The organism is Mycobacterium sp. 852002-30065_SCH5024008 (genome assembly GCF_001665645.1).
Taxonomy (GTDB): domain Bacteria; phylum Actinomycetota; class Actinomycetes; order Mycobacteriales; family Mycobacteriaceae; genus Mycobacterium; species Mycobacterium paraffinicum.
This window is the reverse complement of the sequence record NZ_LZSZ01000057.1, coordinates 16,000-28,933: the sequence shown is the minus strand read 5'-3', so window position 1 is coordinate 28,933 and position 12,934 is coordinate 16,000. Positions and strand designations below refer to the sequence as shown.

Genomic DNA, 12,934 nt, shown 5'->3' with positions numbered 1-12,934 from the left:
GACGGCAATCTCGCAGAACAGTGGTCCCGTTAGCCGGCGGGATAGCCGACCGATTTGATCTCGGTGTACTGGTCGAACCCGGCGACGCCGTTCTGGCGTCCCACCCCGCTGTACTTGTAGCCGCCGAACGGGGTGTCGGCACCATAGGGCGCGCCGCCGTTGACGCCCATGAAGCCGGCCCGAATCCGGCGGGCCACCGCCAGCGAATGTTCCAGCGAGCCCGACATCACGTTGCCCGCCAGCCCGTACTTGCTGTCGTTGGCGATCCGGATCGCGTCCTCCTCGTCGTCGAACGGAATGACCGCCAGCACCGGACCGAAGATTTCCTCCTGGGCGATGGTCATCGAGTTGTCGACGTCGGTGAAAAGCGTTGGCCGAACGAAGAATCCCTTGTCGAACCCGGTGGGCGCGTCGGGCCCGCCGACCAGCGCGGTGGCGCCCTCCTCGACGCCCTTCCGGATGTAGCCCATCACGCGGTTGCGCTGCACCTCCGAAATCACCGGCCCGCACAGCGTTCCGGGGTCCTGCGGGTCGCCACACGTGACGTTCTCGTAGATGCTCTTCAGGATCTCCACACCCTCGTCGTAGCGCGAGCGCGGCAACAGCATCCGGGTGGGATTCGCGCAGCCCTGCCCGGCGTGCATGCACGGCGCGATGCCGATTGCGCACGCCATCCCGAAATCGGCGTCCTCCAAGACGATGGTGGCCGACTTACCGCCGAGCTCCAGGAAAAGCCGCTTCATGGTGGCCGCGCCCTTTTCCATGATCCGCTGTCCGACCACGGTCGACCCGGTGAACGAGATCAGGTCCACCTTCGGCGACAGCGTGAGCTCCTCGCCCACAAAGTGATCCGACGCGGTGACGACGTTCACGACGCCAGCGGGAATGTCGGTTTTCTCGGCGATCAGCCGTCCCAGCCGGGTGGCGTTGAACGGGGTGTTCGGCGCGGGCTTGAGCACCACGGTGTTACCGGTGCCGAGCGCCTGACCGAGCTTGTTGAGGGTGACCTCGAAGGGGAAGTTCCACGGCACGATGGCGCCGACCACGCCCACCGGTTCGCGCCAGACCTTGCGGGTGGTCAGCGTGCCGGTCAGGCTGATCACCTTGTCACCCAGGTCGGTTTCCCAGGCGTACTCGTCGATCAGCCTGGCGGGGTACTTCAAGCCGTCTTCCAGTGGGGCGTCCAGCTGCGGGCCGAACGTGATCGCCCGGGGCGAGCCCACCTCCAGGATGAGCTCCTCGCGCAGCTCTTCCTTTTCCGATTCGATCGCCTCGTGCAGCTGCAATAGGCAGCGCTTCCGCAGCTCCCGGTTGGTCGACCAGTCGCTCTCGTCGAAGGCGCGCCGGGCGGCGTCGATGGCCCGGTGCATGTCCTCCTTGGATGCGTCGGCGACCTCCCCGAGCGGCTCCTCGGTCGCCGGGTTGATGTTCGTGAAGGTGCCGGCTTGCCCGTCGACGAGCTTGCCGTCGATCATCATCTTCGGCTCAAAACGAACCTTTACAGCCTCAGTCATATCTGTCACTCTCTTTTGAATCGCGGAGGGGCTATGGAGAGCCTTACCGGAAACTAGCCGATTGGCAAGGCGCAACCTTTTCGGGGCTGGTTATTGGGGGTCGAACAGCACCGGTACCGACGTCGGTGAGCGGAAAATCTGCCCGCGGATATGCGGGTCGTCCGCGTCGGGGTCCAGCCGCAGGTTCGGTAGCCGGTCGAGCAAAAGGTTGATGGCGGTGCGCATTTCCAGCCGGGCCAGGTGCATGCCGAGGCAGACGTGCACGCCGTGCCCCCAGCCCAGGTGTGCCCTGGCTTGCCGGAAGATGTCGAACGTGTCCGGATCGGGGTAGCGGTCTTCCTGCCGGTTGGCGGATCCCAGCATCGGCATCACCGTCGAGCCTGCGGGTATCGGCACCCCGCCGAGTTCGGTGTCCCGGGTGGCCACCCGGGTGATGGTCAGCAGGGGCGGTTCCCACCGCACGCCCTCCTCGATGGCTTGCGGCAGCAGCGACCGGTCCGCGCGGATGGCATCCAGCTGCGCGGGATCGGACAGCAGCGCGAGCAGCAGGCTGCCGAGGGACCGGTACGTCGTTTCCACCCCGGCCGGGAGCAGCAGGCGGAGGAACGAGTAGATCTCCTCGTCTGCGAGCTTCTCCCCGTCGATCTCCGCCTCGGCCAGCGCGCTGATCAGATCGTCCTTGGGTTCGGCGCGGCGGGATGCGAGGATCGGCGCGAAGTAGTCGCACAGCGCGGCCGATGCGGCAAGCCCGCGTTCGGGATTCAGGATCCAGCTCAGCAACGAGATGGACCACCGCTGGAACTGGGGATAGTCCTCCTCCGGAAGGCCCAGCAGGCCCGCGATGATCTGACTCGGATAGTCGAAGGTGAATTCCTTTCCCTTGCGGCGCTTCGCCGCCAGCGCGGCCAAGCGCTGTAGTAGCGGCTGCGGCAGGACACGTGCCGCAAACACCATCGCCTTCTGACCGCCCGTCAATGGCCAGGCCCCATCCCGCATCGACCCCTATCACCGACGGGCCCAATGACGTGACACTGGTCTGGCCGTCGGTCCAGGAACGTTCACCCGGTGGCAGCTCGACCACCGCCACGGCGCGGCCCGCAAGCGCGGACGCAAGCATGCCGAGGCCCGGCAGCCGGTCACCGCGAACGTCGGTGGACACGCTCACTCTCCGAACCGTTTGGACTTCGTTGACCAAATATCTGTTCCACCGTAAAGTCCGGTGCCACCCCAGTCAATCGACACGATGCACGTTGGCAAGGAGCAGTGATTGACTTCACCGGCCGGGTCGCAGTGGTGGTCAACGACGTCGGCGGCTCGATGCACGGTGAGGGCGCGGGCTCCGACGTGGCCGACGACGTGGTCGACGAGATCAGGAAGGGCGGCGGCACCGCCATCGCCTCCTACGATTCGGTCGACAACCCCGCGATCTCGTCGACGGAAGAGTTCATCGTGCCCACCTCGATCGTGGACGAGGTGCTGGAAGTGTGTGAGCGACGCGGCGTCAGCGCGATGCCGGGCAACGCCGAGGTCGCCTTCCCTGAACATTGACCAAAGATCTGCCCAACCGTAAAGTCCGGCTTGGTCGCAGTTGAAGGGTTTAAGACAAGCAAACGTGGACTTCTCATACCCGGCGGAAGTGGAACAGTTCCGCATCGAGCTGCGCGACTGGCTGTCGCAGAACCTGACCGACGAGTTGGTGGCCGCCCGTCGACCCGCCGGACGCGACGACGCCGCCATCGAGATGCTGCGCGCGTGGAGCGCGACGATGGCCGACGCGGGTTGGGCCGCGGTCTCCTGGCCTCGTGAGTACGGCGGCCGCGGCGCGACGGTTCTCGAGCAGCTGGTCTACACCGAGGAAACCACGCGCGCTCGAGCCCCGATGCCGCTCAACGTTATTGGGCTCAACAATATCGCCCCCGCCATCATGCAGTATGGCACCGAAGAGCAGAAGCTCACGCTGCTCCCCCGCATGATGCGGGCCGACGACATCTGGTGCCAAGGGATGTCGGAACCCGAAGCGGGGTCCGATCTCGCGGCACTGCGAACCCGCGCGGTGCGTGACGGTGACGACTTCGTCGTCAACGGCCAAAAGATCTGGACCTCGCTGGGACATCGGGCGGACTGGTGCCAGCTGTACGTGCGCACCGATCCCGACGCGCCCAAGCACAAGGGCATCTCCTGCCTGATTGTCGACATGACGCTGCCGGGCATCGACGTCCGCCCGCTGGTGACGCTCAACGGCGACGCCGATTTCGCCGAGGTGTTCTTCCACGACGTGCGGGTCCCGGCGGACGCGTTGCTCGGACCGTTGAATGCGGGCTGGCAAGTGGCCACCACGACGCTCAGCCACGAGCGCGCCGGCGCCGCCCGGCTATACGCCGAAATGCAGGTACGGCTCGAAGAACTGGTCGACGACATCGCCGCGTACACCGACGCGCTCGAGGACCCGGTCACGCTGCGGCGCCTCGGCGAAATCGCGCTCCGCATCAAGTATCTCGAGGTCCTGTGCCAGCGGTCGATCTCGGCGACGCTGCACGGCGGCTCCGAAACTACAGCGTTCGCCTCGGCAAGCCTCGCCAAGACCGTGTGGGGCGAGCTCGGGCAGGATATGGCCGCCCTGGCGTTCGACGTGCTGGGCACCCGCGGCGCCGGTGCGCAATGGGCGAACTACCGGCTGACGTCGCGCTCGCTCACCATCGCGGGAGGGACGACGCAGATCAACAAGAACATCACCGCCCAACGGGTACTCGGGTTGCCGCGCAAATGAATCTCGAGTTCACCGACGAGCAGGTCGCACTGCGCGACACCACCCGGCGCTTTCTGGCCGAGAAGGCCCCGATCTCGGGTCACGTTCGGCCGCTGCTCGACGATCCGATTGGCACCAATGAACCGGTGTGGCTTGGCCTTGCCGATCTGGGAACGACCGGTCTGCTGGTACCGGAGGGCTACGGCGGCGCCGGCATGACCATGGTCGAGGCCGGCATCGTGGCCGAAGAGCTAGGCGCCGCCCTGCATCCGGGGCCGTGGTTGTCGACCGCGGTCGCCGCCGCGCGAGCGCTGACGCGGCTCGGCGCCACCGACACCGCGGCCGGGCTGTTGAGCGGAATCGCCGATGGCACCACGGTCGCCACGGTCTGCTTCCCGGATGCCGAGGTTGCCGCGAGCCCACGGGGCCCCGACGTCGAGCTGCGGGGCGAGATCGGCGCGGTGCCCGACGCCGCCGCGGCGGACGTGTTGTTGGCGTTCGCCGAGGATGACCGCGGCCCAGGGCTTTTCGCGGTGCGGACCGACGCGCCGGGCGTTTCGGTCACGCCCGAGCGCGGTATCGACCAGACCCGCAAGCAGTTCCGTGTCTCTTTCGAGGCGGCGCCCGCGCAGCGACTGGCCGCGGCGTCTCCCGAGGACGTGGCGGCGGTGTTCGACGACGTGCTGATCGCTACTGCCGCGGACGCTCTCGGCGCCGCGCGCGCGGTCATGCATATCGCCGTCGAATATGCCAAAACCCGAACGCAATTCGGTCAGCCGATCGGCTCGTTCCAGGCGGTCCAGCATCTGTGCGTCGACATGTTCGAGACCGTCGAGTTGGCCCGGAGCGGGGTGATCCACGCCCTGTGGGCCGCCGACAACGCCGACCCCGACGAGCGGCATCTTGCCGCGCTGCGCGCAAAAGCGTTCGCTGGGCGGCTGGCCACCGTGGGTGATACGGCCATCCAGGTGTTCGGCGGGATCGGTTACACCTGGGAGCACGACGCGCACCTGTACCTCAAGCGTCTGCTGAGCTGGAGCGCGTTCCTCGGTGGTCCCGACCACTACCTCACCGAACTCGGTGCGCGCCTTGCGAAGAGATGATGGTACCGACGACCCGCCGCCGCGATCCGATCGGTGCGCAAGACGCTCGGGAGTGCCTGCGCATCGGTGTCCAGACGCCTAGAATGGGTCCCGTCACCCCTGTTATGCAGCGCATTCGCGGGCTCGGGTCTGATAGCCTCTAACAAAGATTTGGTTCGCGAGAGGGACGAATGCGTATGTTTGCCGGTCCGCAGTCGTCCGGATGTGCGCACCGCTGATCATGCCGAGAGCGGAGCCATTGCGAGCCAGCGCCCCAGTTGAATTGGGTACCCGGCGAACCGAGATCCTCACCACCGCCGCCTCGTTGATCGCGCAGTCGGGATTGCGGACCTCGTTGCAGGAGATCGCCGACGCGGCGGGGATCCTTCCCGGCAGCCTCTACCACCATTTCGAGTCCAAAGAGGCGATCCTCATCGAGTTGATCCGCCGCTATCAGGACGATCTGGATCGGATCGGGCAAGCCGCGCAAGCGAAGTTGGACAAGCCCGACCCCCGACCGGTTCCCGAGCAGGTCGTCGAACTGGGCTCGGCGATCGCGGACTGCGCCGTGCGGCATCGGGCGGCGCTGCAGATGTCGTTCTACGAGGGGCCGAGCACGGATCCGGAGCTGATGAAGCTGACGCAGCAGCGGCCCGTGGCGATTCAGGAGGCGATGCTGCAAACCCTGCGCGCGGGCAGGTGGAGCGGCTACATCAAACCCGATATCGATCTGCCCACGTTGGCCGACCGGATTTGCCAGACCATGCTGCAGGTTGGCCTCGACGTCATGCGCCATAAGTCGCCCGCCGACCAGGTGGCCGCGCTGCTATGCCGAATCATGTTGGAGGGATTGGCAACCCGGCCACCTACCGACTCAGAGCTCGACGGGTCCAACGCCTTCGCGGCCGCCAGGGACGTCATCGAGACCTGGTCGGACGACAGCGACGCCGATCCCAGCGACAAAGCGGCGCACGTTCGTGCGGTGGCGCGAACCGAATTCGGCCGAAAAGGCTACGAGGCCACCACCATCAGGGACATCGCGTCCGCTGCCGGTCTTGGCACCGGGACCGTCTACCGGATGATCGGGTCGAAGGACGAGCTACTCGCATCGATCATGGAATCGTTCGGCCGGAAGGTCGAGGCGGGCTGGGTCAACGTCCTGCGCTCGGATGCCACGCCCGTCGAGAAGCTGGACGCACTGAGCTGGGTCAACGTCAATGCGCTCGATCGGTTTTCCGACGAGTTCCGGATTCAGCTCGCCTGGATGCGTCAATCGCCGCCGGACACCCCCAACCCGGGGTGGTTGTACGCGACCCGACTCCGGCAGATGAAAACGCTCCTTTCCGAGGGCATCCGATCGGGCGAGATCAGTGTGGACGGCGCGTCCACCGCGATGCTTGCGCGCTGCGTCATCGGCTTGCAGTGGATACCGGAGAACATCCTTGCCGAGGTCGGCAAGCGCGCCGCGTTGGTGCACGTGCGGGACACGGTTTTGCGTGGTGTCGCGGTTCGCGCCGGGTAGGTGTTGAACCAAAAAACTGTTACCCATACAGTTGGGCGATTAGAATCGCGTTGGCGGTGAATGAGAAGGGGATTTCCATGACTGTTGTCGATCGGTTGCGTTACGACGGCAAGCGGGCTCTCGTCGTTGGCGGCGCCACCGGCATGGGTGCGGCGGCGGCCAAGTCGGCCGCCGAGCTGGGCGCCGAAGTGATCGTGATGGATTACGCGCCGGTCAACTACGACGTCGCCAAGTCCATCCAGGTGGACCTGCGCGATCCCGAGTCGATCGACGCCGCGCTCGAGCAGTTGGACGGTCCGGTCCACGCCCTGTTCTCGGCAGCCGGCATCGCCGACGGCACAACCGACCTGATGGCGATCAACTTCATCGGCCACCGCCATCTCATCGACCGGCTGCTCGAGAAGAATCAGCTGCCGTCGGGCTCGGCGATCTGCTTCATCTCCTCGGTCGCCGGCATGGGCTGGGAAAACGACCTGGAGCTGCTGACGGAGTTCCTCGCCACGCCGGACTTCGCCTCGGCGCAAGAGTGGGTCAAGGCCCACGAGTCGGAAGGCATCATCCATTACGGCTTTTCCAAGAAGGTCGTCAACGCCTACGTCGCGACCCAGGGCTATCCGCTGCTGAAGAAGGGCATTCGGATCAACGCGATCTGCCCCGGTCCCACCGACACCCCGCTGGCGCAGGCCAACGCCGACCTCTGGCTCACCTTCGCGCAGGACTATCGCGAAGAGACCGGTTCGAAGGTGCACACCCCGGAGCAGATGGGCGACGTGATGGCGTTCCTGAACAGCGCCGCCGCCTTCGGCATCAGCGGGATCACGTTGCTGGTGGATTACGGACACACGATGGCCTCGCTCACCAACGCCTATCCGCCCGGCAAGCCGATCATCGACATCATCATGGGGCGGGTAAAGCTCTAGCGGGTCGCCACCGCCCGGCTGGCCGGGCGCCGGGCCGCCACCGCCCGGCTGGCCGGGCGCTCGGCTCGGAAGCTACCGTCGGGGGCATGGCACGGATCATCGTCATCGGCGGCCACGGCAAGGTCGCGCTGCAACTGGCCCGCATCCTGACCGAACGCGGCGACCAGGTGAGTTCGGTGTTCCGCAACCCCGACCACTTCGATGACGTCGCGGCCACCGGGGCCAAGCCGGTGGTGGCCGATATCGAACAGCTCGACATCGATGCGCTGGCCGGGTTGGTGGCCGGGCACGACGCGGTCGTCTTCTCGGCGGGAGCCGGCGGCGGCAACCCGGCGCGGAGCTACGCCGTCGACCGCGACGCCGCCATCCGCGTGATCGATGCCGCCGCGCGGGCGGGTGTCAAGCGGTTCGTGATGGTCTCCTACTTCGGCGCGGGGCCGGATCACGGTGTATCGCAGGATAATTCGTTCTTCCCCTACGCGGAGTCCAAGGCGGCGGCGGACGCCCACCTGCGCGCCAGCGATCTGGACTGGACCGTGCTGGGACCGGGCCGGCTCACCCTCGATCCGGCCACCGGCCACATCACGCTCGGGCAGGGCAAAGGGGAAGTCTCACGTGCGGACGTCGCACTCGTCATAGCCGCCGCACTAGCGGAAGATGCCACGATCCGCCGAACCATCGACTTCAACAACGGCGATGTCCCCATCGCCGACGCCCTGGCCGGCCGAGGGTAAAGTCCACTACGCAGCTGGTCTGCCGTCGCCGCACCACGCGACTTCGGCATCGAGCGAGGCGGGTTAGTAACGCTTCGCGAGAGGGAACCCGGTGAGAGCCCGGGACTGTCCCGCAGCGGTATGCAGGAACGACCGCCGTCACACAAGCACTGGTCGCAAGACTGGGAAGCGACGGCCATTAGGAGCACCACCGGGTGCGTGCCTGCGAGTCCGAAGACCTGCCAGCTGTGCCGGGCGCGCCGCGTCCGGCGGCTCATCGCCTCGTGGAATGGGCGCTTGGCTGAACGCGTTGCGGTTGTGCGCAAGGTGCATGCCGCGGCGGATCGGCTAAACGTCCTCCGGCGGTGACCACCCCGCTGATTGATAGGACCAGACAGTGACCGCTCAACCATTCACCGCCACCGTCACCGGCTCCCCCCGTATCGGGCCAAAACGCGAACTCAAGCGCGCCACCGAGGGCTACTGGGCCGGGCGCACCAGCCGATCGGAGCTGGAATCCGTTGCCGCCACGCTGCGCCGAGACATGTGGGCGGGCCTCGCCGCCGCCGGTCTGGACTCGGTACCCGTGAACACGTTCTCCTATTACGACCAGATGCTGGACACCGCGGTGCTGCTGGGCGCCCTGCCCGCGCGCGCCGCGCAGGTCCCCGACGACCTGGATCGCTACTTCGCCGCCGCGCGGGGCAACTCCGACGTCGCGCCGCTGGAGATGACCAAGTGGTTCGACACCAACTACCACTACCTGGTTCCCGAGATCGAGCCCGCGACCACGTTCTCGCTCAACCCCGACAAGGTGCTCTCCGAACTCAAAGAGGCGCTCGGGCAAGGGATTCCCGCCCGCCCGGTCGTGATCGGACCGATCACCTTCCTGCTGTTGAGCAAGGCGGTGAACGGCGGTGGTGCGCCGATCGAGCGGCTCCAGGAGCTGGTGGGAATCTACTCGGAGTTGTTGTGCCAGCTCGCCGATAACGGCGCGCAGTGGGTGCAGTTCGACGAGCCGGCGCTGGTGACCGACATCTCCCCCGACGCCCCGGCGCTGGCCGAGGCCGTCTACAACGTGCTGGGCAAGGTCAGCAACCGGCCGGCCATCTACGTCGCCACCTATTTCGGTGATCCCGGCGCCTCCCTGGCCGGGCTGGCCCGCACGCCGGTCGAGGCGATCGGCGTCGACCTGGTGTACGGCGCCGACACCGCGCTGGCGGGCATTCCGGAGTTGGCCGACAAGACCCTGGTGGCCGGCGTCGTCGACGGGCGCAACATCTGGCGCACCGATCTGGAGTCGACGCTCGGCAAGTTGGCCACGCTTCGGAATTCCGCTGCGACAGTGGCGGTCTCGACCTCCTGCTCCACGATGCACGTGCCGTACTCCCTGGAACCGGAAACCGATCTGGACGACGCGCTGCGCAGCTGGCTGGCGTTCGGCCAGGAGAAGGTCGCCGAGGTGGTGACGCTCGCGCGCGCACTGCGCGACGGACGCGATGCCGTCGCCGACGCGATCGCGGCGTCCAATGCCGCGGTGGCCTCCCGCAAAAGCGATCCGCGGCTGCACAACGACCGGCTACGCGACCGCATCGCCTCGATCGTCGCGTCGGGCACCCATCGTGGTGACGCCGCGGGGCGCCGCGCCAGCCAGGAGGAGCGGCTGCACCTGCCGCCGCTGCCCACCACGACGATCGGCTCCTACCCGCAGACCTCCGCGATCCGCAAGGCGCGCGCCGCACTCCGGGCCGGCGAGATCGATCAGGCGGAATACGAGAACCGGATGAAGAAGGAAATCGCCGACGTCATCAAGCTGCAGGAGGAGCTCGGGCTCGACGTGCTGGTGCACGGCGAGCCGGAGCGCAACGACATGGTGCAGTACTTCGCCGAGCAGCTCGAGGGCTTCTTCGCCACGCAGAACGGATGGGTGCAGTCCTACGGCAGCCGCTGCGTGCGCCCACCGATCCTGTACGGCGACGTGATTCGCACCCACCCGATGACCGTCGAGTGGATCAAGTACGCGCAGTCGTTGACCGACAAGCCGGTTAAGGGCATGCTGACCGGCCCGGTCACCATCCTCGCTTGGTCGTTCGTCCGCGACGATCAGCCGCTGGCCGACACCGCCAACCAGGTTGCGCTCGCCATCCGGGACGAGACCGTGGACCTGGAGTCCGCCGGCATCGCGGTCATCCAGGTCGACGAGCCGGCGCTGCGCGAGCTGCTACCGCTGCGCCGCGCCGATCAGGAGGATTACTTGCGTTGGGCCGTAGGGTCTTTCCGGTTGGCTACCTCCGGCGTGGCCGACTCCACGCAAATCCACACCCACCTGTGCTATTCGGAGTTCGGTGAGGTGATCGGGGCGATCGCCGACTTGGACGCGGACGTGACGTCCATCGAGGCGGCACGTTCACACATGGAGGTGCTGGACGACCTCAACTCGATCGGCTTTTCCAACAGCGTCGGCCCCGGCGTCTACGACATCCACTCGCCGCGGGTGCCGAGCACGACCGAGATGGCGGAGTCCTTGCGCGCGGCGCTGAGAGCCGTTCCAGCGGAACGGCTTTGGGTCAACCCCGACTGTGGGCTGAAGACTCGCAACTCCGACGAGGTCACCGCGTCGCTGAAGAACATGGTCGCCGCGGCGCAGGAGGTGCGGGCGAGCGCCTAGGTGGCGCGGCTGGCCGTCACTCTGGCGTCACATTCGGCGCGTTCTCGGACAGCACCTCGACGGGGACGTCGTCGGCCCACGGCTGCCGGGTCACCATGTCGGCGACCCGGACGATGCCGCGCTCGAACTCGCCCGTCGCCGCGTCCACCAGCCGATAGGCCTGAGTCTGCTTGTGGATGGGCTGCGCGTCGAGCAGGACCACCCGCACCTCCCCCGGCTCGAAGTGGCAGCGCTCCTGCAGGGCGGCGATCAGCTGCTCGTTGTGCATGTGGCCGTCGCCGAAATTCCAGCCGATGGCGGTGCTGCAGATGCGCTCGCCGTCGGTGAGGACATAGTCATCCTCGTTCTGGCCCGCCATCGCGCGGTGCGCGAGCGTGAACAACGCCCGGCCGTGAGTGTTGAACCCGCGGAACGCATATCCCATGTAGAGCGGGATCTGCGCGGCCTCCGGGCTGCCGTAGAACCGCTCCAACTGGGCCTGCGGCATGCTCGCGATCGCCACGATGCCCCGGGTGATCTTGTCGGTGGCCGAGGGCTTGATGCACCACAGCGTGGTGTCCCAGTTGCCGGCGTAATACCGCATCCCCGGCAGGAAGGAAATCTTGCGCGGAAACATGTTGCCCAGCAAGACGATTCCCGCGATGACGACGAACAAGATCGCCACCACCACCGGATGCCTCAGGTCACGGAGACCGATGCGGGCGTGCGCGACGAACAAGGACAGCACCCCGAATATCATGAAGACGTTCCACTCCAGCGGCACGCCCATGGGGATCGACACGAGGATGCCCAGGTGGAAGCAGACCATGACGATGGCGGCAACCGTGATGGGCCAGCCGCTGTGGCAGAAGAACAGCGGCAGCGGCACCAGCATCTCGATGGCGGTACTGATATGCGCCAGCCACCGCGACAGCCGGCCGGGCCGCAGGTCCTCCGGGAACTTCTCGAAGAACTGCCGCTTCAGCCACCGCGGCCGCACCAGCGGGTTGTTGGACATCATCGTCGAGATCACGAACGGGAAATGCTTGTTGAGCTTCGACGTGGCGGCGCCCATCCAGATGACCAGGAACACCACCTTGGACCCGACGATCATGTCTGGCGCACCGAAGAGGAACGTGACCGCCATGGTCGCGTACACCTCGCCGCGGGCGGCCAGGAAGATCACCTTGTCGCGCAGCCCGAGCACGCCGAGCAACAGCAAGATGAACACGATCTTCCACTCGGGCAGCAGCCCGATCCTGGTGCCCAAGTCGGGCATCGGTCCGGTGCCGTCGGCGAACAGCGCCGCGAACGTCACCAGCAGGAACAGCGCGTACAGCGCGACGTCGACCGGCTTGCGCTTGGTGCCCCGGGCGAGCGGGACCCGGTCCGGCCAGGGTGGCAGCCGGATCGTGCCGAACCGCATCCAGTACAGGATCGAACCCATCGGCGGGAAGAACCGGTTGTTCAGCGGCCCGAAGCCGCAACCCAGCCCGATCACCTCGAACAGCATCGTGTAGAGCACGACCTTCTCGAACACGATCGGCTCCGACCACCACGACGCGACGTGGGTGAACCCACCGAGGCCACTGGTGGCCGAGGCGAACAGCCACGCGCCCAGGATGTAGAGCAGGATTTTGACGACATAGAACAGGTGCAGCACGACCGGCGTGCCGAAGCCCACCTCGGCCCAGTGCTTGGCCATCGGACGGATCTTTTCGCTACGGGTGCCCTTGTTCCACTCGGCCATGTCGAGCTGCGGCAGCTCGGGCTTGAGAAATCCCATGGTG

8 protein-coding genes, 2 pseudogenes and 1 riboswitch are annotated in these 12,934 nt (G+C 66.6%); of the genes and pseudogenes, 7 read left to right on the top strand and 3 right to left on the bottom strand.

What is annotated here, in order from left to right:
* Positions 1–29: 29 nt before the first annotated feature.
* Both A5781_RS06265 and A5781_RS06260 read right to left on the bottom strand, forming a co-directional pair.
* The gene (locus tag A5781_RS06265) at positions 30–1,514 is read right to left on the bottom strand and encodes an aldehyde dehydrogenase family protein (RefSeq protein WP_067202805.1); all 1,485 of its coding nucleotides are present in this window, start codon (positions 1,512–1,514) and stop codon (positions 30–32) included.
* A 90-nt stretch (positions 1,515–1,604) separates the two neighbouring features.
* Positions 1,605–2,390 (bottom strand): annotated as a pseudogene (locus A5781_RS06260) (cytochrome P450); the annotation flags it as partial.
* A gap of 549 nt (positions 2,391–2,939) precedes the next feature.
* Between A5781_RS06260 and A5781_RS26505 the strand changes: the two are divergent.
* The 7 genes and pseudogenes from A5781_RS26505 to metE all read left to right on the top strand — a co-directional run.
* A pseudogene (locus A5781_RS26505) lies at positions 2,940–3,062 on the top strand (short-chain dehydrogenase); the annotation flags it as partial.
* Positions 3,063–3,126: 64 nt separating this feature from the next.
* Positions 3,127–4,281 (top strand): acyl-CoA dehydrogenase family protein, encoded by a 1,155-nt coding sequence (locus A5781_RS06250; protein ID WP_067202801.1) that lies wholly within the window; start codon positions 3,127–3,129, stop codon positions 4,279–4,281.
* On the top strand, positions 4,278–5,363 hold the full coding sequence (locus tag A5781_RS06245) for an acyl-CoA dehydrogenase family protein (RefSeq protein WP_067202799.1): 1,086 nt from the start codon (positions 4,278–4,280) through the stop codon (positions 5,361–5,363). The genes A5781_RS06250 and A5781_RS06245 overlap by 4 nt, the downstream gene beginning before the upstream one ends.
* A 220-nt stretch (positions 5,364–5,583) precedes the next feature.
* The gene (locus tag A5781_RS06240; protein ID WP_067202875.1) at positions 5,584–6,864 is read left to right on the top strand and encodes a TetR/AcrR family transcriptional regulator; all 1,281 of its coding nucleotides are present in this window, start codon (positions 5,584–5,586) and stop codon (positions 6,862–6,864) included.
* Between the two features lie 77 nt (positions 6,865–6,941).
* Positions 6,942–7,784: an SDR family oxidoreductase gene (locus tag A5781_RS06235; protein ID WP_067202796.1), complete on the top strand. Its 843-nt coding sequence runs from the start codon at positions 6,942–6,944 to the stop codon at positions 7,782–7,784.
* 86 nt (positions 7,785–7,870) lie between these two features.
* Positions 7,871–8,518 carry an SDR family oxidoreductase gene (locus A5781_RS06230; protein ID WP_067202793.1) on the top strand — a complete coding sequence of 216 codons (648 nt, stop codon included), beginning with the start codon at positions 7,871–7,873 and terminating at the stop codon, positions 8,516–8,518.
* A gap of 43 nt (positions 8,519–8,561) precedes the next feature.
* Positions 8,562–8,759, top strand: a riboswitch (cobalamin riboswitch).
* A 135-nt stretch (positions 8,760–8,894) separates the two neighbouring features.
* Positions 8,895–11,165 carry a 5-methyltetrahydropteroyltriglutamate--homocysteine S-methyltransferase gene (gene metE / locus A5781_RS06225; protein WP_067202790.1) on the top strand — a complete coding sequence of 757 codons (2,271 nt, stop codon included), beginning with the start codon at positions 8,895–8,897 and terminating at the stop codon, positions 11,163–11,165.
* A 16-nt stretch (positions 11,166–11,181) separates the two neighbouring features.
* On the opposite strand, the gene A5781_RS06220 is transcribed toward metE, so the two are convergent.
* Positions 11,182–12,930 (bottom strand): DUF3556 domain-containing protein, encoded by a 1,749-nt coding sequence (locus A5781_RS06220; RefSeq protein ID WP_067202787.1) that lies wholly within the window; start codon positions 12,928–12,930, stop codon positions 11,182–11,184.
* Positions 12,931–12,934 lie beyond the last annotated feature (4 nt).